This window comes from Pseudomonas sp. JL27(2026) (assembly GCF_056933555.1).
In genome coordinates, this window is record NZ_CM167794.1 from 790,272 (window position 1) to 811,980 (window position 21,709).

At 61.7% G+C, this 21,709-nt stretch carries 16 protein-coding genes and 1 pseudogene; 6 read left to right on the top strand and 11 right to left on the bottom strand.

Features of this window, described 5'->3' with window-relative positions; all coding sequences use genetic code 11:
• The first annotated feature begins 87 nt into the window (after positions 1-87).
• Complete coding sequence (locus AC1Z1G_RS03555; RefSeq protein ID WP_483624927.1) at positions 88-2,502, top strand: autotransporter family protein; 2,415 nt, start codon at positions 88-90, stop codon at positions 2,500-2,502.
• 172 nt (positions 2,503-2,674) lie between these two features.
• Here the strand turns inward: AC1Z1G_RS03555 and AC1Z1G_RS03560 are convergent, their stop codons facing one another.
• The 3 genes from AC1Z1G_RS03560 to AC1Z1G_RS03570 all read right to left on the bottom strand — a co-directional run bounded on the left by AC1Z1G_RS03560 (position 2,675) and on the right by AC1Z1G_RS03570 (position 6,681).
• On the bottom strand, positions 2,675-2,998 hold the full coding sequence (locus AC1Z1G_RS03560) for a hypothetical protein (protein WP_483624929.1): 324 nt from the start codon (positions 2,996-2,998) through the stop codon (positions 2,675-2,677).
• 226 nt (positions 2,999-3,224) lie between these two features.
• A complete protein-coding gene (locus AC1Z1G_RS03565) occupies positions 3,225-4,895 on the bottom strand; it encodes a ShlB/FhaC/HecB family hemolysin secretion/activation protein (protein WP_483624931.1) in 1,671 nt (556 codons plus the stop codon).
• Positions 4,896-5,094: 199 nt separating this feature from the next.
• The gene (locus AC1Z1G_RS03570) at positions 5,095-6,681 is read right to left on the bottom strand and encodes a collagen-like triple helix repeat-containing protein (RefSeq protein ID WP_483624933.1); all 1,587 of its coding nucleotides are present in this window, start codon (positions 6,679-6,681) and stop codon (positions 5,095-5,097) included.
• 410 nt (positions 6,682-7,091) lie between these two features.
• Here AC1Z1G_RS03570 and AC1Z1G_RS03575 point away from each other — a divergent pair, with 410 nt between their 5' ends.
• Positions 7,092-7,541, top strand: coding sequence for a DMT family transporter (locus AC1Z1G_RS03575; protein ID WP_347903839.1), 450 nt, complete (start codon positions 7,092-7,094; stop codon positions 7,539-7,541).
• A 6-nt stretch (positions 7,542-7,547) separates the two neighbouring features.
• Here AC1Z1G_RS03575 and AC1Z1G_RS03580 read toward each other — a convergent pair whose 3' ends face one another.
• Together AC1Z1G_RS03580 and AC1Z1G_RS03585 are read right to left on the bottom strand one after the other, a co-directional pair.
• A complete protein-coding gene (locus tag AC1Z1G_RS03580; protein ID WP_483624935.1) occupies positions 7,548-8,402 on the bottom strand; it encodes a MaoC family dehydratase in 855 nt (284 codons plus the stop codon).
• 2 nt (positions 8,403-8,404) lie between these two features.
• A complete protein-coding gene (locus AC1Z1G_RS03585) occupies positions 8,405-9,757 on the bottom strand; it encodes a 3-oxoacyl-ACP reductase (protein ID WP_483624937.1) in 1,353 nt (450 codons plus the stop codon).
• A 507-nt stretch (positions 9,758-10,264) separates the two neighbouring features.
• On the opposite strand from AC1Z1G_RS03585, the gene AC1Z1G_RS03590 reads away from it, so the two are divergent.
• The gene (locus AC1Z1G_RS03590; RefSeq protein WP_483624939.1) at positions 10,265-11,542 is read left to right on the top strand and encodes an acetyl-CoA C-acetyltransferase; all 1,278 of its coding nucleotides are present in this window, start codon (positions 10,265-10,267) and stop codon (positions 11,540-11,542) included.
• Here AC1Z1G_RS03590 and AC1Z1G_RS03595 read toward each other — a convergent pair.
• Positions 11,529-12,557, bottom strand: coding sequence for a bile acid:sodium symporter family protein (locus AC1Z1G_RS03595; protein WP_483624941.1), 1,029 nt, complete (start codon positions 12,555-12,557; stop codon positions 11,529-11,531). The genes AC1Z1G_RS03590 and AC1Z1G_RS03595 overlap by 14 nt on opposite strands.
• Before the next feature lie 84 nt (positions 12,558-12,641).
• Here AC1Z1G_RS03595 and AC1Z1G_RS03600 point away from each other — a divergent pair, with 84 nt between their 5' ends.
• The gene (locus AC1Z1G_RS03600; protein ID WP_483624943.1) at positions 12,642-13,433 is read left to right on the top strand and encodes an AraC family transcriptional regulator; all 792 of its coding nucleotides are present in this window, start codon (positions 12,642-12,644) and stop codon (positions 13,431-13,433) included.
• 227 nt (positions 13,434-13,660) lie between these two features.
• Here the strand turns inward: AC1Z1G_RS03600 and AC1Z1G_RS03605 are convergent, their stop codons facing one another.
• Positions 13,661-14,428: a methyl-accepting chemotaxis protein gene (locus AC1Z1G_RS03605; RefSeq protein ID WP_437128164.1), complete on the bottom strand. Its 768-nt coding sequence runs from the start codon at positions 14,426-14,428 to the stop codon at positions 13,661-13,663.
• 90 nt (positions 14,429-14,518) lie between these two features.
• Positions 14,519-15,607: pseudogene (locus tag AC1Z1G_RS03610) on the bottom strand (HAMP domain-containing protein); the annotation flags it as partial.
• A 425-nt stretch (positions 15,608-16,032) separates the two neighbouring features.
• On the opposite strand from AC1Z1G_RS03610, the gene AC1Z1G_RS03615 reads away from it, so the two are divergent.
• Both AC1Z1G_RS03615 and AC1Z1G_RS03620 read left to right on the top strand, forming a co-directional pair.
• Complete coding sequence (locus tag AC1Z1G_RS03615; RefSeq protein WP_483624945.1) at positions 16,033-16,926, top strand: PA4780 family RIO1-like protein kinase; 894 nt, start codon at positions 16,033-16,035, stop codon at positions 16,924-16,926.
• Between the two features lie 229 nt (positions 16,927-17,155).
• Positions 17,156-18,388, top strand: coding sequence for an MFS transporter (locus tag AC1Z1G_RS03620; RefSeq protein ID WP_483624946.1), 1,233 nt, complete (start codon positions 17,156-17,158; stop codon positions 18,386-18,388).
• On the opposite strand, the gene cueR is transcribed toward AC1Z1G_RS03620, so the two are convergent.
• From cueR to AC1Z1G_RS03635, 3 genes are all read right to left on the bottom strand, one after another.
• Complete coding sequence (cueR, locus tag AC1Z1G_RS03625) at positions 18,379-18,792, bottom strand: Cu(I)-responsive transcriptional regulator (RefSeq protein WP_483624948.1); 414 nt, start codon at positions 18,790-18,792, stop codon at positions 18,379-18,381. The two genes, AC1Z1G_RS03620 and cueR, sit on opposite strands and share 10 nt — an antisense overlap.
• Positions 18,789-21,146, bottom strand: a complete 2,358-nt coding sequence (locus AC1Z1G_RS03630) for a heavy metal translocating P-type ATPase (protein WP_483627743.1) — start codon at positions 21,144-21,146, stop codon at positions 18,789-18,791. The genes cueR and AC1Z1G_RS03630 overlap by 4 nt, the downstream gene beginning before the upstream one ends.
• 164 nt (positions 21,147-21,310) lie before the next feature.
• Complete coding sequence (locus AC1Z1G_RS03635) at positions 21,311-21,694, bottom strand: hypothetical protein (RefSeq protein ID WP_483624950.1); 384 nt, start codon at positions 21,692-21,694, stop codon at positions 21,311-21,313.
• Positions 21,695-21,709 lie beyond the last annotated feature (15 nt).

Sequence of the window (21,709 nt, forward strand, 5' to 3'; positions counted from 1 at the left end):
CTGGCTGAAGGGTCGGTAGGGATGCCCGGACGAAACGTGTGCGCCTGCTGATGTGCGCCACTGAAATGTTTCGAAAGGGATTCTCAATTGAACAGGTCAAACCTGTGCCGCTCGTTGCTGGCACTGTCCGTTGCAGCGGTCGTCGCTCATTCTCCTGCGCTGCGTGCCAATAATTTTGATTACGACCTGGGCAACGGCCCTCTGGTCGACACCGGTCAATACCATGACCTCATCAATCTCATCGGCAGCTTGAACCTCGTTGAAAGCAACCCGCAGGCCCTCACCAGTGCCGCGACATTTGCCGGGCTGTCGGCGGGCAATGACCTTACTCACCGAGGTTCGATCACCATCGACGGTGCGACCCATGGCGTGGGCATCAATGTTCTCGGTGGCCCGTCGGGGGCTTCACAGTTCAGCTACAACGTTGTGAACGAGGGCTCGATCAAGGTCAATGGCCTGGCGAATGCCGGTGATTCGGTGGGCATTTCCCATGCTGGCAGTGAGATACGTGGCAACTTCATCAACAAGGGTGACATTGCCGTCAGCGGCATGAATGCGGTCGGTGTGTCATTGGTGGACACGACGATGGGCTACGGTATTCCCCATCAGGGCACCATCACTGCGAGCGGTACTAATGCCCGGGCGCTGTACCTCAACCGTACGTCTCAGACCATGCCCATCTTCAATGAGGGTACGCTGCGCGCCAGCGGCGCCAATTCCGAAGGCCTCAGGCTTGAAAGTGCTGCTTTCAATCCACCGGTGGGGGTGAACACGGCCAGTCTCTACAACGACGGCACGATCATCGGGGACAGCATCGGCATCCATGTGCTCAATCAGCCGGCCAGTCAGGGGCCGCTGACGCTCCATCACTTCAGCGGTGCGATTGAAGGCCGCCAGGCGGCCATTCAGGTGGACGATGGGCAAGCCTATTTCTATTGGTCGGGCGGTGCCATCAAGGGCGATCTGATGGGGCTGACCGGGATGAAGGTCAACGGCAACGTGGCATACGATGGCGCGACCATCAAGGCCGGTTACGTCACCGTGGAAGACCGGCAGTTAACGTTACTGCGCCCGCACACCACGATCATCGGCAACTTTGACATGGAGTCTGCCGAGTCGAGGTTGCGGCTGTTTCTGGGCAACGACACGCAACCGGGTCGCCCGGTGCTGACTGTTACGGGCACGACCGAAATCAGCCCCGGCGGGCACCTTGAATTGTTGGCGCGTTCCAGTGATTTCCGTACCCAGGCGGGGGGCAATCAATACACCTTGATCCGTTCCGGGCGGTTGGTCGGCGGCGAGAACCTGGCGGTCGTGTCGTCCTCCGCGTTGCTGGAAGTGAGCAGTTACGGGGTCGAAGGCAACGATGTGAAAGCGCTGATCAACGCCAAGTCGAATGCGGTGATCGAGCAAAACACCAAAAATGGCGGTGCTTCGCCGGACGCTGCCGGGGCGGTGGTTCGGTTGTCGAACGCGGTGCTGGACAAGCTGGATGAACAGGACCCGGTGTTCCAGGCTTTCGCCCATGCCGGTACAGATGCAGAGGTGGCCAGGCTTGCCGCGCAATTGGGGCCGGATGTCAGCCGTGGCGTTATCCAGGCGGCCACGCAGAGCCAGATGCTGGTCGCGAACGCGATCACGGCCCGCGCCAGCAATGCCCGTAGCGGTTTGGCCTCGGGCGATGCCCTTGCGCAAAAAGGTCTGTGGTTGCAGGCGCTGAGCAGCGATGCCAATCAGGATGTGCGTCACGGTGTCGACGGCTACGACGCCAACAGCCACGGGATCGCCCTCGGCGCGGATGGCCAGTTGAATGCCGACACAACCCTGGGTGTTGCCTACAGCTACCTCGACACCGACGTTAAGTCCGACGCGGGCAGCAAGACCGATGTGAGCGGTCACGCGTTGACGGTCTACGGTAACTGGACCCACGACAACTGGTTCCTCGACAGCTCGCTGACCTATGGCTGGAACGACAACGAATCCAGACGCTACATTGCAGGCACGCGCGCCAAGGGCGATTACGACAGTGAAGTGTTCGGCGTGAATGCCCTGGCGGGCTATCGCCTGTCACTTGACCGGCAGTGGCTGGTTGAACCGCAGATCGGTGCGCGTTACGCCAATGTCTCGATCGACGGCTACCGCGAGAAGGGCAGCTCGGTGTCGCTGAACGTCGGCAGCCAGCGCTATGAAGTGGGCGAAATGGGCATTGGCGCACGGCTGGCCGCAGCATTCGAGGTGGGGCAGGGCAGCCTTGAACCGAGTGCATCGGTCATGGCCTGGCACGACTTCATCGCCGACAAGGCCAACACCACGTCAACCTTTGTTCTCGGCGGCTCGCCGTTCACCACCAGTGGCGCAACCCCGGCCCGCGACAGCTATGAACTGGGGCTGGGCGCAACGTATCGGGTGGGCGCGTGGAGTGTCGGTGGTTCCTACAACTACCTGACCAAAACTGACTTCAACTCGGACACCTTCACCGCCAAGGTGCGTTACGACTTCTGACGACCCTGACCGGAGGCCGAAGGGGAGCTGTTGGTTCCATGCCAGCACCCTTTCGGCAAAGACGTTTCGATTGAGCCTGGGCTGATTATCGCAGGTAGCCCCCATTGCATTGCTGTTGATACTTGCCGTTTGCGAGCCGGGAAACGTGTGAGTTGATCATGGTATGGACGTGCTACCAAAAACGCAGCTCTCCCCCCAGCATCAGGAAAATCAGGGCCAGCCCGAACTTTCCGAAACACAGCGGGAGGATCGTCAGCACGGCTTGGGCCACAACGGCAGCCTTGTACCCTGGGGACAAACCATGGCGGCTCCAGTACAGCGCATGGAAAATCAGGGTCAGGCCGTTAGCGGCCCAGACCGCGCCAATGGCCATCAGGTATTCCCCCTGTGCGAGCCGCAGCGCCATGATCAGCACGCCGAAGATGACGACGAGGACCGAGCAGACTGCCAGTTGGGAGGTGTCCGCGTTAATCGGGTTGGTGGCAGGTGGGTGCATTGCGTGTACGTCCATGTCAGCGGTAGACCGCTGTGATCAATTAAATAGAAAAACCAGCTTGGGTAGACCTTTCGATCCACCCGACGCATTGTCCCTTTCTACAGGGTCCCTTTCTACAGGTCATCCATCCAATGGTGTTTCGGTTTCTGATCGGCCAGGAACTCTTCGAGCGTGTTCATAAGCCATATTCCTGTCGTCGGCAGTTTGAGGATACGTCTTCAGGTGCTCAAAGCTGATAACTGAAGCTCAGGCTGTAGCGGGGGCGGCGGTTGTAGGTGTCGAGCGCTTCATCGGACATGGCCTTGGCCACTTCCAGGGCGACGTTGTAGTACCTGGCGTCACCAAAGCGCAGGCCGACGGCGGCGGACGACAGGTTGCTGCCCTTGACCGGCAGCGCGTTGAACCAGGTTTTTGAGCGGTCCAGCACGACGTAGGGTTGCAGGATCTTTACCCGGTTACCGTCGCGGTTGTAGCTGTAGTTGACCTCATACGCCACGCCCCAACCCTTGTCGCCGGATGCCTGATCGTCGGGGTAGCCTCGGCCGAAGTTCTGTCCGCCGAACACCGCACGCTCACTGTCGGGCAAGGTGTCGTCGCTCCAGTAGAGCGCGGCAGACAGCACGCCTTGCCAGTTATCGAAGAACTTGTCGCTCTGTACGCCCGACAGCCGCAGGCGCAGAAAGTCCAGGTCGTACCTGGAATTGTTGGTGTTCGCGCCCATGCCGTCGATGCCCTGATACACCCCGGCGCTGAGAATGCGCAGTTGTCGCTCGTTCGCTTTGCGCCAGTCGCTTTCGAAGGCGAGGGCGCGGATGTCGGTTTTTTCTTCGATACTCAGCGGGTAGCCGATCACTTGGTAGCGGGTCTTGTCATTGACGGCGTACAGCCGCGCACCGGCCGTGAGCAGTTCGTTGGGCGTGGCAATCAACGGGTGGTTGAAACCGATCGAATAACGGTCGTTTTCACGGTGCGGTTTGAGTTCAAGGTTGTTGTCCAATTGCACGTTGGTGCCGGGGTCGGCGCGGTAGCGTGAGCCGGACAGCATCAGTTGCGTACCCTCGGCATTGAGGAACTGGTTGTAGTCCAGGCGGTAGTAATGCTCGTGGTCATCGCCCGGTGGAAACAGTCCGCTGAGTGTTAATTGTTCGCCCATGGCGGTTTGCGAGTTGCTGCTGACGCCGAGTAGCGCCTGTGTCCCTTTGCGGTTATCGGCGGTGGTGCTCAGGCTACTGGTGAAGGGTTTGCGGCTGGCCTGGGCGACCAGGTATGCCGCGCCGTCAGTGGTGCCGGGCGGCGGCACCTGGGCTTGCAGGGTCACGCCGGGGATGCGGCTCATCAGTGTGGTGTAGCGTTCGAAGGTCTTGCGCGTCAGCGGTCGTTCGGCCTGGAGTTTGGCCACCAGTTTATCGAGCAGCCCCTTGACCCGGCCGACATCGCCCTGCAGTTGATAGTCCTTGATGTAGCCCTCCACCAGCACCACGCGCACCAGGCCTTTATCGAACGTTTGCAGGGGCACAAACGCATAAGACAGCAGGTAGCCGTCCTGTTGATAACGACGGGTGATGCCGCGGGTGGCTTCGATCAGCTCGGCAAGGCTGGATTCATGACCGAGCAAGGGTTGATAACTCTGTGCCAATTCGTTGAGCGGATAGATCGTCCCGCCTTCGATCTGCACCTGCCTGACAGTCACTTTGGTACTCATCATCAACGGTTGCGCCTGGGCGGCGCCCGGTTCCGGCACTTGCAGTTGCGGGGCACTGGGGCGATAGGCATCGGCGGGCAGGTTGGGGGCGGGAAGGTTGCGGATGGTTTCGTTGCTGTTGAGGAAACTGGGAAGGGAGTCAGCGTGGGCGAGCGAACACAGGGTGAGGAACAGCAAGGAAGCCAAAGCGCGCATAGGACACTCCATGGTCAGACCGTAGCATCGCGAAAGAATCGTCGATCAGGTGTTCCCGTCAGGTTCTGAGGACGTGATTCGGGGGCAACTGACGTCATGCTCCATCAAACAAAAAGACGGAAGACCCAAGGAGCTTTCCGTCTCCAACCAAGCGTAGGCGCTGTAGATAAGGCCGTCGAATCGGCCCGGTGCAAAGGGATTATTTGTTGCCGCTGAGTCCACCGGTGAGGCCGCCGAGGGCTCCGGTCAAACCGCCAAGGCCTGCGGTTGCGCCACCGGAGTTGCCCGTGACCAGACTGCCCACCGCTGCCACCGTGGCGCCCGTCGTGGTAACGGTGTTGCCGAGCGCCGCGACCACCGGGTTGGGGGCGGCCGCCGAAACATTGGCGCCGACACCGCTGACGGCCGCACCGACTTGCCCCACCAGGCCACCGACCGGACCACTCAGGCCGGTAGCACCACTGACTTGTTGGGTCAGGCTCGCGACACCGCTGGTGACAGGGTTGAGTGCGGCACCGACGGTGTTCGATACACCGGCCAACGCGGCGGTTGGCCCGAGGTTGGGAGCGCTCGAACCGCCGAGAGCCCCGCCGACCGTTGCAATCAGGTTGCCCCCCGAACCACCCGTTACTGCGCCGGAGCCGATCACGCCACTGGTGCTGCCGGTATTCAGGCCGCTGGCGACATTGACCACCGCCCCGCCCACGGTTTGCAGCAGGCCGGTACCGCCCAGGCCACCCAGTCCGCCGCCCGCTCCCGCTCCCGACCCCGAGGTCGCGAGGCCGCCACTGGTGCCAGCGGTGGTGCCCACGTTGACCAACGCGCCACCTAGGGTATTGGTGACGGCGTTGCCATTGCCAGCCGCCGCCACTTTGCTGCCCAGGCCTCCCACAACACTGCCAACGCCGTTGACAGCACCGGCAAGCGGATTGCCCAGGCCAGTGGCGCTGCCGACTTTTGCGCTCAGGCCTTCGGCCAGCGTGACCACTGGAACCAATACGTTGTTACCCACGCCATTGCTCAGCGAACCCAACGGACCGCTGCTGGTAGTGATGCTCAGGGTGTCACCGAGCATGGTGACTTTGTTGCCGACGCCATCGAGCACAGGCGCTACCCTGGTGACGATGCCGCCGACCAGGGGAATGCTTTGCGTGGCACTTGCCAGTTTGCCGCTGACATCGGAAACGCCATCGCCAACGTCCGAGACCACGTTGCCGACAATCGCTGTGGTTTTGCTCACGGCTTGCGGGTCCGAGCCGAGTTTGCCCAGGCCATTGGTCAGGCCATCGCCGACGGTGTCCACCACATTGCCAGTGGTGTTCACGGCGCTTTGTACGACCCCGCCCACCACTGGAACGGTGGACAGCGAGCCGCCGACATTGCTGACGCCGTCACCGACGCCGCTCACGGTGTTGCCCAGGTCCGACACCACGTTGCCGGTGACCAGCGGGGTGACGGTCGGGTTGGTGGGATCAGTCGGGTCTGTTGGATTGGTTGGATTGGTTGGATTGGTTGGATTGGTGGTGCCCGTGCCGCCAGTGCCCCCGCTTCCCCCCGTGCCGGCCGTACCGCCATCAGTGCCTGTGGTACTGCCAGATCCACTGCCGCCGCTTCCCGAACTGCCACTGCCCGAACCGCTGGAACCGGTACCGGTGGTGCTGTCGGGCGATGAACTACCGGAACTGCTGTGATGACCGCCACCGCCGCTGCTGCAACCGGCCAGGCTGAGACTCAGGATCAGAGCCATTGCGGTACTTGCCTTGAACACTGCGTGTTGAGTTTTCATGAGTGAGACTCCTTGCACCGTTACTACAACGATCGTTGTCTTCGATGGCTTGCCAGTTCTGTTGTTGGCAATGCCTCGTCCGTTGCTTGCATCTCAATCTCAGAGGTTGTTTCACGCCATTCTCAACTTGGTATTAACCCCTTATATAAGTTGCGGGTTTTTATGCCTGACGACTAATGCAAAAGATGTAAGGTTGGGTGGGGTGGCCTGATTTAATCCTTATTAATCAATGGCTGTTGAATAGATGGGCGTATGAGGCACAACGAAAAAACTTAAGTTATATATACACAATTAACCCGTATTAACGCGGCCGGGCGACCGGTTGATACGCGCACTACTTATTTTATTACCGCAGGTTTCAGCGGCGCTGGCGTATACTGCGCGCCCCTTTTTACTCGTTGGAGAACAGCATGCCTGCCCCCGTCTGGTGGTTGCTTTGCCTGCCCTTTGTTGCGGGCGCGTTTTTACCGCTGCAAGCCGGTATCAATGGCCAATTGGCCAAGCAGGTGTCCAGCGTTCTGGCCGCAGCCTTGATTTCGTTTTTTGTCGGGACGATGGCGCTGTTGCTGCTGGTGATGATCCAGCGTGAAAGCCCTTCATTGGCGGCGCTGAAAAGCCTGACCTGGTGGCATTGGAGCGGTGGCCTGCTCGGCGCGTTCTTCATCACCACCGCCGCGTTTGCCGGTCCACGCATCGGTGCGATGTTGTTCATGGCGCTGGTTCTGGCCGGGCAACTGGGCATGGCCCTGGCGCTGGACCATTTTGGCTGGGCAGGTTTTCGCGAGGCGCCGATCAGCGCCGGCAAGATTGCCGGGCTGGTGCTGATTCTGGGCGGTGTATTTCTGATCCGTCGCGGCTGACAGGGTTCAGGCGAGCGGTCGCCAATGGCCGACCATGTGTTCCAGGTCCCTGGCACCCACCAGTTGCAGGTCGCCGCTTGAACCTGCGGCACTGGCCAGCAACCTCACCTCGCTGGGCAAGCGCACCGGTTTCTTGAACTCCACGGCAATCTCGATATTGGCTGTCGGCAGATGCCCGCTCAACGCGGCAAGGGTCCGGGCCTTGATCCACAAGCCATGGGCGATGGCCTGGGGAAACCCGAAGAGCCTGGCGCTGAGGGCACTCAGGTGGATCGGGTTGTAGTCGCCGGAAACCCTGGCATAGCGCCGCCCAATCTCGCTGGGCGCCCACCAGCGGGTGACGTCGCTCATGTTCGGCACCGAACCGGACGACGGCTCAACCGGCTCCCCGGCAAGCTTCACGCCTTTGCAGAGCATCTGGCTTTCGGCTTCCCAGAGCGGCCCCAGCGCATCCTCAATGCAGGTAACCAACTCAAACACCACGCCCTTGGCGTGGGGTTGCAGGTTCTGCACCCTTACACTTGCTTGCACCCGGCCGACGCCGCCCAAGGGCCGCAGAATGCGGATGCGATTGGCCAGGTGAACCAGCCCCAGCAGCGGAAAGGGAAACGCCTTGGCGGTAAGCAGTTGCATCTGCAAGGCGAACGCCAGCACATGGGGATAGGTCGGTGGCAGCAAGCCGTTTTCGGTGAAACCGCAGACCTTGCGATACGCCGCCAGGCGCTTGGCCTCGACATCGACCCAGCAGCGCAAGCCGTCGTCGGGCAGGGACGTGCCGGTGAGGGTGCGACGTGTCGCCGCCCGCCAGTACAACGCAGGCAGGGACGGTGCCGTGCTTAGTGAATGCCAGTGCGTCGTCATGTTCAGGCCCCCAATACGCTTTGCCCACACACCCGCAGTGCTTGCCCGCTGACCGCGCCGCTGCCGGGTTGGGCGAGCCAGGCCACCGCTTCGGCGACGTCCTGCGGCAGTCCGCCTTGGCCCAATGAACTCATGCGCCGCCCGGCCTCGCGCAGGGCAAACGGAATGTGTGCGGTCATTTGGGTTTCGATAAAACCCGGTGCCACGGCGTTGATGCTGATCCCGCGTTCGCCCAGCAGCGGCGCCCAGGCTTGGGCCAGGCCGATCAGCCCGGCCTTGCTGGCGGCGTAATTGGTTTGCCCGCGATTGCCGGCAATGCCGCTGATGGACGCCAGCAGAATCACCCGGCCGTTGTCGTGCAAGGTGCCAGCGTCGAGCAGTGCCTTGGTCAGCACTTGTGGCGCGTTGAGGTTCACCGCGAGCACGGCGTCCCAGAATTCCGGCGTCATGTTGGCCAGGGTTTTGTCACGGGTGATGCCCGCGTTGTGGACCAGGATGTCGAGGCCATCGGGCAGTTGTTCGATCAACTGCGTGGCGGCGTCTTCGGCGCAGATGTCCAGGGTGATGCTGTGCCCACCCAGGCGCGCGGCGAGGGCATCGAGGTCGGTCTTGGCCGGTGGCACATCCAGCAGAATCACCTCGGCGCCATCGCGGGCCAGGGTTTCGGCAATCGATGCGCCGATACCGCGCGCCGCGCCGGTGACCAGTGCTTTGCGTCCGGCCAGCGGGCGTGTCCAGTCCTGGACCTGTGTGGCGCAGGCGTTCAGGCGCACCACCTGGCCCGAGACGTAGGCACTTTTGGGCGAGAGGAAAAACCTCAGTGCGCCTTCAAGCTGTTCTTCAGCACCCGCACCGACATACAGCAACTGCAAGGTGCCGCCGCTGCGCAGCTCCTTGGCCAGCGAACGACTGAAGCCCTCCAGGGCGCGTTGGGCACTGGCGGCAAACGGGTCGCTCAGCGTTTCAGGTGCCCGTGCGAGAATCACCACATGGGCGCTGTGATCGAGGTTTCTCAGCAACGGCTGGAAGAACTCGCGCAACTGTTTGAGCTGCTCGGTCTGCATCAGGTCGCTGGCATCGAACACCACGGCCTTGAGTGTCGGACCGTGGCCGGGAATCCACGCCTGGGCCACCAGCGGTTCGGCGCCGTAGCTGTAAATTTGCTCGGTGAGTTTGTGGGCGAACGCACTGACGTGCTGCTTCAGCGGCCCACCGCCGATCAGCAGCGCGCCGTCGACGGGCCGCAGCCGACCGGCCTGCCAGCGCTCCAGACGAACCGGCGATGGCAAGCCAAGGGCACCGACCAAACGGTGGCCGAGGGACGAATTGGCGAAGTCGATATAACGATCTGACATGGAACGCGCTCCGGCAAGGTTGTGTGAGAACGACTGCACTTGGTAATCCTGCGTTAAAAACAGGCTCTGACGAGCGAAGTAAGAACGTCCGAAGGACGGCCCGAAGGGGGCGCGCAGCGGATAATGCTCATTTACAGCCCGTAAAATCGGGTGCGACCCCAGCCGTTCCTCGCCTGTTTTTGCCTTGTCTTCCCTTCGCTCGCTACGTTCTCACGCAACCTTGGCTGGGGTTCACGTGTGGACCACGAATTGTCATCAGTCGTTCGACTCACGAGATACGGCCTACGCTTGATCACAGCAGATTAGTTTGACTCCGTGGTTTTTGTTGGTTGGCAGGACTGTTATGGAGTGGAGAACTTGAAGGGGAATGCAGTACTTGTGGGAGCGAGCCTGCTCGCGATGAGGCCGGTACATTCAAAGTTTTTGCCGGCTGATACACCGCAATCGCGAGCAGGCTCGCTCCCACAGGACAGTGTTTGCACATTTGAATTTTAGAAGGAGCTTTTCATGACTCAGCTGCGCCGCGTCGCGATCATTGGCGGTAACCGCATTCCTTTCGCCCGTTCCAACGGGCCGTATGCCACCGCGAGCAATCAGGCCATGCTGACGGCGGCGCTTGAAGGGTTGATCGAACGCTACAACCTGCACGGCCTGCGCATCGGCGAAGTGGCGGCGGGGGCGGTGCTCAAGCTCTCGCGGGACCTAAACCTGACCCGCGAATGCGTGCTCGGCTCGCGGCTGTCGCCAACCACCCCGGCCTACGACATTCAGCAGGCTTGCGGCACGGGGCTGGAAGCGGCGTTGCTGGTGGCGAACAAGATTGCGCTGGGGCAGATCGAGTGCGGCATCGCGGGGGGCGTCGACACCACGTCGGACGCGCCGATCAGCGTCAGCGAAGGGCTGCGGCAGATTCTGCTGCAAGCCAATCGCGCGAAGACCACCGGCGACAAACTCAAGGCCTTCCTGCAATTGCGTCCCGGACACCTGATCCCCGAGTTGCCGCGCAACGGCGAACCGCGCACCGGTTTATCCATGGGCCAGCATTGCGAGTTGATGGCGCAGACCTGGAACATTCCCCGCGCCGAGCAGGATCAACTGGCGCTGCAAAGCCATCAGAACCTGGCCGCGTCCTACGCCGAAGGCTGGCAGAACGACCTGATGACGCCCTTCCTGGGCCTGACCCGCGACAACAACCTGCGCCCGGACCTGACGTTGGAAAAACTCGCCGCGTTGAAGCCGGCATTTGAAAAAAGCGACAAGGGCACACTGACGGCCGGCAATTCGACGCCGCTGACCGACGGCGCGTCGCTGGTGTTGCTGGGCAGTGAGGCGTGGGCGAAGGAGCGCGGGTTGCCGATCCTCGCTTACCTGCGCGATGGCGAAGCGGCGGCGGTGGATTTCGTCAACGGTGCCGAAGGCTTGTTGATGGCGCCGGTGTACGCCGTGCCACGTTTGCTGGCGCGCAACGGCCTGACCTTGCAGGACTTCGATTACTACGAAATTCACGAAGCCTTTGCCGCTCAAGTGCTGTGCACCCTGAAGGCCTGGGAAGATGCGGATTACTGCAAAACCCGCCTCGGTCTCGACGCACCGCTGGGGTCTATCGACCGCAGTCGGCTCAACGTCAAGGGCAGCTCATTGGCGGCAGGGCATCCGTTTGCCGCGACCGGTGGGCGGATCGTTGCCAACCTCGCCAAGCTGCTGGATGCGGCGGGGCAGGGGCGCGGGTTGATCTCGATCTGCGCCGCTGGTGGGCAGGGTGTCACGGCGATTATTGAGCGCTGAGGGCCGCACCGCTCTGTTGTGCGGCCAGGCTCCGGTTACGGTTGGCATAAGCCTCGGCCATCACCGAACAGACGATCAACTGCAACGGGTGATAGATCATGATCGGCAACAGGATCAGCCCCAGGCCGGGGTTGGCGCCGAAGATCAGCGCCGCCATCGGCGCGCCGGCCGCCAGGGATTTTTTGCTGGCGCAGAACACCGCCGCGATTTCGTCGGCCGGGCTGAATTTCAAGGCGCGGGCGGTGCGGGTGGTCATCCACAGGATGATCGCCAGCAGGATTGCGCTGCCAATCAGGGCACTGAGAATCACCGTTTTACCTTGTTGTTGCCACATCCCCGAGACCATCGAATTGCAGAACGCGGCGTAGACCAGCAGCAGGATCACCAGTTTGTCGACGATGTTGGTGTAGCGCTTGTGGCGTCCGAAAAAACGGCCGAACACGGGGCGCAGCAACTGGCCCAGCATCAGCGGCAGCAGCAACAGGGCGCAGAGTTCGAGCAGGGTTGAACCCAGGTCGATGCCACCGGCACCGCTGCCCACCACGACACTCACCAGCAATGGCGTGAGAAAAATCCCCAGCACGCTGGAGAGGCTCGCATTGAGAATCGCCGCTGGAACGTTACCGCCCGCGCTGCCAGTCAGGGCAACCGACGAAGAAATGGTCGAGGGCAGGGCACACAGGTAGAAAAAACCCAGCATCAGCAGCGATGGAATGTGCGAGCCCAGCAGTGCGTTGCTCACCCACCAGAGCAGTGGGAATACCACAAAGGTGAAGCCCTGGACCATCAGGTGCAGGCGCCAGTTTTTTACACCGTGGTGGATCTGTTCACTGGACAGGTTGACCCCGTGCAGGAAAAACACCAGGAACACGCCGATGTTGATCACCCACTCGGCGTGCATCGCCCCACCCGTGGCACCGAAGGTCGGGAACACATACGACAGCAGCGTGGCGATCAGCATCCCGCACAGGAACCAGTCGGTGACGACGCGCTTGAGGTGTTTGAAGGCATGCATGGGCGGCACCGAATAGAATTGTAAGAGTTGATGACCTAGCCTAAGGTCGTCGCTTCCGCCCGTCTTGCGACATAAGGCCAAGCTATGCCGGCTAACGGACAAATTTCTCTGGAACGAACCATTCCGGCCCTGACGGCGTTGCCGCGTCCCCTTTACGCCCGCGCAGAAAGTCTCAGCGCGGGCTCGTGGACGCCGCCGCATCGTCACGATTGGGTGCAGTTTTCCTACGCCATCAGTGGCGTCCTCGGCGTGCACACTGCCGAGGGCAGTTTTTTTGCGCCGCCGCAGTGGGGCATCTGGATTCCGGCCGATCTGGAGCACCAGGTGGTGACGTCGATGCGCGCGGAAATGCGCAGCCTGTACGTGCGGCGCGAGGAATGCGCCTGGGCGCAAGGGCGTTGTCGGGTGCTGGAAGTCACGCCGTTGGCCCGTGAACTGATCAAGAGTTTCTGCCTGCTGCCGGTGGAATACCCACAGGGCGAGAGCCGCGAAGCGCGTCTGGTCGAGGTGCTGCTGGATCAGTTGGCGAGCTTGCCCGAGGTCGGTTTCTCGTTGCCGTTGCCACGGCACCCACGTTTGCTGGGGCTGTGCAATGAACTGATTGAACGCCCTGAACAGAGCGTCACGCTGCATGAATGGGCTGAGCGACTGGGCACTTCAGAGAAAACCTTGATGCGTTTGTTCCAGCGTGAAACCGGCTTGAGCTTTCGCGGCTGGCGCCAGCGCATGCGGCTGCTGTCGTCACTGAGCTTATTGGAGGACGGCAACAGCGTGACCACGGCGGCTCTGTCCAGCGGCTATGACTCGACCTCGGCCTTCATTGCCGCGTTTAAAGGATTGTTCGGGTTTACCCCGGGAGAGTTGTTCAGACAGTGAAATTCAGCCCCTCACCCTAACCCTCTCCCCAAAGGGGCGAGGGGACTGATCGAGTTGTTTGGTTGAAATGATTCGACATGATTCTACGAGGGGAACTTGTTTTTTTTAAACCTGAGAACGACTCGATTGCTCAGGTCGCAGTATTTCTTGAGTTCGTCCCAATCAGTCCCCTCGCCCCTTTGGGGAGAGGGTTAGGGTGAGGGGTGGATCCGAAGATCACTCCATTCTCAGGTGCGGAACCGCCGCACCAACCCATCCAGCTCATTCGACAACCCCGCCAGGCTTTGGGAGTCGAGCCGCGCCGAGTTGGCCAGTTCGGCCACCAGTTGCGCATCGCCATGGATCTGGCTGATGTGGCGGTTGATGTCTTCGGCGACCTGATGCTGTTCTTCGGCGGCGGTGGCGATCTGGGTGTTCATATCGCGGATCACGTCCACCGATTCGCGGATCTGCCCAAAGCTGTTGCGCGCTTCGCCGATGCGGTTCACCGACTGTTGCGACACCTCAAGGCTGGCGTGCATTTGCTGGGTGACCTGGCTGGTACGCTTGGCCAGGTTGCCGAGCAGCCCGTCGATTTCCGCCGTGGAGTCGGCCGTGCGTTTGGCCAGGGCGCGAACCTCATCGGCCACCACTGCAAACCCGCGACCTTGCTCACCGGCGCGAGCTGCTTCGATGGCCGCGTTCAGCGCCAGCAGGTTGGTTTGTTCGGCGATGGAGCGGATGGTGCCGAGGATCGACTGAATGTCATTGCTGTCGCGCTCCAGTTGTTGCATCGACTGCGCGGACTGTTCGATCTCTTGACTCAGACGGTCGACGCTGGTCACCGCCGCGTCAATCTGTTGCTGACCCTCGCGGGCCTGGCGCTGGCCGCTGTCGGCCGACTCGGCGGCCTGGCTGCAGGAGCGGGCGACTTCGTTGGCGGTCGCGACCATCTCGTGGAACGCGGTGGAGACCATGTCCACGGCCTCACGCTGGCGTCCGGCGGCTTCGGCCATCTCGCTGGAGACCTGGGTCGCGTTGTGGGAGTTGGCCAGAATCTTGGTCGCGGCGCCCCCGATGTGCTGGATCAGGCTGCGAATCGCGGTGAGGAACTGATTGAACCAGTTGGCCAGTTGCGCGGTTTCATCGTTGCCACGGATATGCAGGTTCTGGGTCAGGTCGCCTTCACCCTGGGCAATGCCTTCCAGGCCGCTGGCGACGCTGCGGATCGGCCGCACGATGAGGCTGGCGAAACTCGCACCGACCACGGCGAAGACCACCGCCAGCACGGCCGCGATGATTGCGATCAACCAGGTCAGTTGTGTGGCGGTGCTCATGACGTCGGTTTGCTTGATCAGCCCGATGAAGGTCCAGCCCAGTTGTTCCGACGGCCAGACGTTGGCCATGTAGCGCTCGCCATTCAGCTCGATTTCCACCAGCCCTTTGCCGGCCTTGGCCAGCTCGGCATAACCGTCGCCGAGGCTGCTCAGGGCCTTGAAGTTGTGCTCGGGTTGCTTGGGGTCCACCAGAATCGTGCCGTTGTTTTCCATCAGCATCAGGTAACCGGTTTCGCCGAGCTTGATCTGCTTGACGATTTCGGTGAGTTGCTTGAGCGTCACGTCGATGCTGACCACACCGCCGTTGGTGCCCAGCGTGTTGTCGACGGTGCGCACGGTACTGACGTACGTCGCGTCATCCTGGGCCCAGTAATAGGCCTCGGTGCGAAACGGTTTGCCCGGTTTGGCCTGGGCGGCCTTGTACCAGGGGCGCTGGCGGGGATCGTAGTTGTTGAGTTTCGGATCATCCGGCCAGGACACGTAACCGCCGGCATTGGTGCCGACAATCGCATAGGCGTAGGCGGGGTGGCTGCTACCCAGGTTCTGGAGGAGGGCGAAGACCTGTTTATCCATGTCGCCCTGGGGCGTCTGCTCGGCGTTGGCGCTCATGTAGGTCTTGAGGCTGGCGTCGGTGTTTTTGATCAGCGGCTGGGACGCCAGGTAATCGACGTTCTGGCTGATGCTGTCGAAGAACAGCTGCATGGCGTTGCTGACCTGGCGAATCTCTCGGGCGCTGCTGTCGACAAAATTGTCTTTGGCATCGCTGCGCAGGTTCATGACCACCAGGGTGGCGACCAGCACGACCGGCAAGCAGGCGATGATTGCAAACGCCCACGTCAGTTTCTGTTTGATGTTCATCCGCGCTCCAGATTTTTCTTATAAGCCCACGCAGTACTGATGACTCGCGGATTAGTGGCTGCCGTTAAGCGTTGCGGTGTGACGGTGTTGATCGTTCGATTGTCGGACGAACACTGTTCTCTTTGATGACTTCGGCTGAAAGAGAGGGAAATTGAGGGCTGTCGAGAAATATCCTGCAAAGTGTTGGCAGGCGTAGCTCAAACTCTGTCGCAATTGCCTTGCGATCCATTCACCGACGGGTGGCGGACTCTCAGCTATGATCCCTTTCGGTTGTGGGTGGTCTGCCGGTGTTTGGCGGATTAATCCGGCACATTGTGTGCATCGGCAACGTTCATAGGTCGGCAACCCCTCCCCCCGGTGAGTGGATTGCCGTATAACGAATGACTTTCGCGTGTTTGGTAATAAAGGACCCACAATAAAAGCTGATGAAGACTCCAAAACGCATTGAACCCCTGATCGAGGACGGTCTGGTCGACGAGGTGCTGCGCCCACTCATGAGTGGTAAAGAAGCAGCTGTTTATGTGGTGCGCTGCGGCAACGAGTTACGTTGCGCGAAGGTCTACAAGGAGGCGAATAAACGAAGCTTTCGTCAGGCGGCCGAATACCAGGAAGGCCGCAAGGTGCGTAACAGCCGTCAGGCACGTGCCATGGCCAAAGGCTCCAAGTTCGGCAAGAAAGAAACCGAAGACGCCTGGCAGAACGCCGAAGTAGCGGCGTTGTTCCGCCTGGCCGGTGCCGGTGTTCGTGTGCCTCAGCCCTACGACTTCCTGGAAGGCGTGCTGCTGATGGAACTGGTGGCCGACGAGTACGGCGACGCCGCGCCGCGCCTGAACGACGTAGTGCTGGAAGCGGATCAGGCACGCGAGTATCACGCCTTCCTGATTTCGCAGATCGTGCTGATGTTGTGTACCGGTCTGGTGCACGGTGACCTGTCCGAGTTCAACGTACTGCTGACGCCGACCGGCCCGGTGATCATCGACCTGCCACAAGCGGTGGATGCCGCCGGCAACAACCATGCGTTCAGCATGCTGGAACGCGATGTCGGCAACATGGCCTCGTACTTCGGGCGATTTGCGCCGGAGTTGAAGCGCACCCGGTACGCCAAGGAAATGTGGGCCCTGTACGAAGCCGGCACCTTGCACCCGGCCAGTGCCCTGAGCGGTGAGTTCGACGAGCCGGAAGAGCTGGCGGACGTGGGCGGCATCATGCGCGAGATCGAAGCCGCACGCTTTGATGAAGAACGCCGTCAGGCTATTCGTGCCGCAGACGATGCGCCACCGAGCAAAGCCGAAGAGCCGCCTCCACCCTGGATGCAGTGATCGGTTGACGAGAAACCCGGCTTCGGCCGGGTTTTTTATGGGGGCTTGCTCAAAAATTAAATTCAACACAAAACCACTGTGGGGGAGCTTGCTCGCGATAGCGGTGTGTCAGGTAACCTCAATGTTGGAGGCCTCATCGCGAGCAGGCTCACTCCCACATGGGTATCCATCGGTTGTTACATCGCGTTAACTGCACGGCACTCAAGGCAACTCTCGGTCAAGGACGATTGTGAACACCCAACTCACCTGCGCTCAATCCACCCGCAATGCCCAACTGATCATCGCTGCGCGCCTGGTTTCGGACTTCGGTGCGTTCCTCAACATGGTGGCGCTGGCCACTTACGTTTACCTGCTGAGCAACAGCGCCATTGCCGTCGGGGTTTTCCTGGCCAGCCGCGTGGCTGGCGGTGTTTTCGCGAGCCTTATCGGCACCGCGTTTTACCGCCGTTGGGGCGGGCGCATCCCGCTGATAGGGTTTGATCTGCTGCGTGCCGGCCTGTTGGGGCTATTGTTGCTGTTGCCGGTGACAGAGCAGGCGCTGATGTTGCCGGTGATTGCGTTCGGCCTGGGGCTGGGCAACTCGATGTTCGCCATCGGTCTGAACAGCCAGTTGCCGCACATGATCCAGGGCGAGCAATTGCTCAAGACCAACGCCTGGCTCACCTCGGCTTCATCGGGGGCGATGGTGGCGGGCAGTCTGGTGTCAGGATTGTTGGTGGCAGGGTTTGGTTTTGAGGTGGTGTTCGCGCTGAACGTCATCACTTATCTGCTGGCTGCGCTGTTCATTGTGCCGCTGCGGTTTTATCGACCTGCGCCGAGCATGGACGCCAAAGCGTCCAGTGGCGAGTGGGCGGCCCTGCGCCAGGGCCTGCGCAGTACGCCGGTGATCGCCGCGATGCTCGCGGTGTCGATGGCCGACACCTTGGGCAGTGCGGCGCACAATGTGGGCTTTCCGATCATCTCAAAACTGCTGACGCCGGAGTCGGCCAGCACCACGCTGGGCTTGATGCTGGCTGTCTGGGCGTGTGGAAAGTTCATCGGCGCACGCATCGCCAGCCGTTTGCCGGGGACGGAGAACAAGAACCTGGAGCGGCGGTTTTTCTTCGGCGTGCTGTTGATGTCCAGCGGCTTCATTCTGATGTTCAACCAACACAGCCTTTACGCACTGCTGCTGTTTGCCCTGCCGGCAGGTTTGGGCGACGGGTTTTCCGAGGTGGGGCTGATGTCTCGGTTGCAGCGTGAGCCCGATAGCTTGCGCCTGCCGATTTTCAGCTTCCTGACGTTGCTGCAAATGACCGGGTTTGGCGTGGGCATGTTGATCGCCGCACCGTTCTATAACGTTTGGGCGCCGGGCATCGTGGTGATGCTGTTTCACGGCATTCCCCTCAGCACCCTGGCGGTGCTGAAGGTTTTGGCGTTAAAGGCGCAACGTCGCCAGGCGTTGAGTGCCGATCAGCGCTGAGCCGGCTCGGCGCAACAGCCGGAGGCCAGCTCCTTGAGGATCGGGCAGTCAGGGCGGTGATCGCCCTGACAGTGTTCCATCAGGTCCTGCAAGGTGTCGCGCAGTTGGGCGAGTTCACGGATTTTCTGGTTCAGCTCATCGATGTGCTGCCGGGCCAGCGCCTTGACGTCGGCACTGGCGCGCTGGCGGTCCTGCCAGAGGGTCAGCAGTTTGCCGACCTCATCCAGCGAAAACCCCAGATCGCGTGAGCGCTTGATAAACGCCAGGCTGTGCAGGTCGTCGGCGTTGTACACGCGATAGCCGCTGTCGGTGCGATGGGCTGCCTTGAGCAAGCCGATCGACTCGTAATAGCGAATCATCTTCGCGCTCAAGCCACTCTGGCGGGCCGCTTGGCCGATGTTCATTCAACGTCCTCCAGGTCTTTGGGTTTCCAGGTCTTGAGCAGTAACGCATTACTGACCACGCTGACGCTGGACAGGGCCATGGCCGCGCCGGCCAGCACCGGGTTGAGCAGGCCGAACGCCGCCAGCGGAATGCCGATCAGGTTATAGACGAAGGCCCAGAACAGGTTTTGCCGGATCTTCGCATAGGTCTTGCGGCTGATCTCCAGCGCCGCTGGCACCAGGCGCGGATCGCCGCGCATCAGGGTGATGCCCGCCGCGTGCATGGCCACGTCGGTGCCGCCGCCCATGGCGATGCCGATGTCGGCCGCCGCCAGTGCCGGGGCGTCGTTGATCCCGTCGCCCACCATCGCCACCACGCCGGTTTTTTTCAGCTCGGTCACGGTCGCGGCTTTGTCGGCGGGCAACACTTCGGCGTGTACATCACGGATCCCCAGCGCCTCGGCGACCACCCGGGCACTGCCACGGTTGTCACCGGTCAGCAGGTGGCTGCTGATGTGGCGGGCATTGAGTTGCCGCACCGCTTGCAGCGCGCCGGGCTTGAGGGTGTCGCCGAATGCGAACAGGCCCAGCACCCGTGGCTCGGGGCTCTGCTCGATCAGCCAGGACAAGGTCCGGCCCTCGGTTTCCCATGCCGTGGCGGACTCGGCCAGCGCGCCTGTGCTCAAGCCGCTTTCTTCCAGCAGACGGCGATTGCCCAGGGCCAATTGGCGACCCTCGAGCGTGCCGGCAATGCCGCGACCGGTCAGCGACTGGCTGGCGCTGACGTCCGCCACCGGCAGATTGCGTTCGGCACAGGCGTCCAGAACGGCTTTGGCCAACGGGTGTTCGCTGCCGCGTTGCAGGGCACCAGCGCGTTGCAGCAGGCTGGCTTCATCGCCGTCGACAGCGCTCAGATGAGCGATACGTGGAGCGCCGGACGTCAGGGTGCCGGTCTTGTCGAAGACCACCGCGCTGACTTCATGGGCGCGCTCCAGGGCTTCGGCGTCCTTGATCAGAATGCCGTGGCGGGCGGCCACCCCGGTGCCGGCCATGATGGCGGTCGGTGTGGCCAGGCCGAGTGCGCACGGGCAGGCGATCACCAATACCGCGACCGCATTGATCACCGCCGTTTCCAGCGGCGCGCCGTACAGCCACCAGCCAATCAGGGTGGCCAGCGCCAGCAGCAATACGGCCGGGACGAACACCTGGCTGACTTTATCCACCAGTTTTTGAATCGGTGCCTTGCCGGCCTGCGCGTCTTCGACCAGGCGAATAATGCGCGCCAGCACGGTTTCGGCACCGAGGGCCTGGGTGCGCACCAGCAACCGGCCTTCACCGTTGATGGCGCCGCCGGTGACCTTGTCGCCGGGTTGTTTCGGTACAGGCAGGCTTTCGCCGCTGATCAACGCTTCGTCGGCGTGGCTCTGGCCTTCGACCACGTCACCGTCCACCGGGAAGCGTTCGCCGGGTTTGACCAGCACCAGGTCACCGAGGCGCAAGGCACTGATGGCGACATCCTGTTCGCGCCCGTCGATCACCTGGATCGCCCGTTCCGGCCGCAAGGCTTCGAGGGCTCGGATGGCGCTGGCGGTCTGGCGCTTGGCGCGGCTTTCCAGGTATTTGCCGAGCAGCACCAGGGCGATCACCACCGCCGAGGCTTCGAAATACAGGTGAGGCAGGGTCCCGGCGCTGGCCGTCGCCCACAGGTAAATACTCAAGCCGTAACCGGCGCTGGTGCCCAGGGCGACCAGCAAGTCCATGTTGCCGGCGCCAGCGCGCACGGCTTTCCAGGCGGCGACGTAGAACCGCGCACCGAAGATGAATTGCACCGGGGTCGCCAGGGCAAACTGCGCCCAGGCCGGGAGCATCCAGTGCAGCCCGAACGGTTGCACCAGCATCGGTAGCACCAGTGGCAAGGCGAGGGCGAGGGCCAGCAGCAAGCTCCAGCGCTCACGGCTCAGGCGTTGGGCCTGATCGTCGTTACCGGCCTGTTCGGCTTGCCAGACGCTGGCGCTGTAACCGGCCTTGTCGACGGCGCGGATCAACACTTGCGGGTCGATCTGGCCGAGGAGTTCAAGGTGGGCCCGTTCATTGGCCAGGTTGACGCTGACGCTTTTCACGCCGGGGACTTTGTTCAGCGCCCGTTCAACGCGACCGGCGCATGACGCGCAGGTCATGCCGCCAATGCTCAGTTCCAGGCTGTGCGCCGGGACGCTGTAACCGGCTTGCGCCACGGCTTCCATGAGCGCGGGCAAACTGTCGCTGGGGGCCTGGACGCGAGCTTGCTCGGTGGCCAGGTTGACGCTGACGGCGTTGGCGCCGACAACTTTGCTCAAGGCGCGCTCGACACGTCCGGCGCAACTGGCGCAGGTCATGCCGGCAATCGGCAGATCGAAGGTGATGGAATCGGACACCAGTCTTACTCCCTGTAGAAATGACCTACAGGATCAACCTTGCCATGCGGGCAAGGTCAAGCGCCAATCTACCTATCGCCGCAGGCCAAATGTGGGAGCGGGTTTGTTCCCACATGGGGGCGGTTTCAGTAACCGAGTGAGGCACGCTTGAGGTGCATCCCTTCCTCAGTCATGGCAATGCGGTACTTCAACACGTCGCCTGCCTTGAGCGTGATGTTCTGCGAACCCGGTGCCAGCATGCCTGGGTTGCAACCCGGCGCCTGGCCCGGCAGCAGTTTGAGGCGCAGCGAGACGTTGCCCGGTGGCAGGTTGAACGAGGTGCTCTGTTCCTGGAACAGCCGCGCCGACAATTGGTCCTGGATGTACACGCCGATTTCGCACGAGGTCGCGACTTCCAGGCGCTCGCGGGAAATGATCAGCACACCATAGTCTTCGCCGGCGGCGTTGGCCGAAGGGACTGCGGCGAAAAGACTGAGCAGGCTGAATAGGCTGAAAGCTGACCAGCGCATGGGCTGAATCTCCTA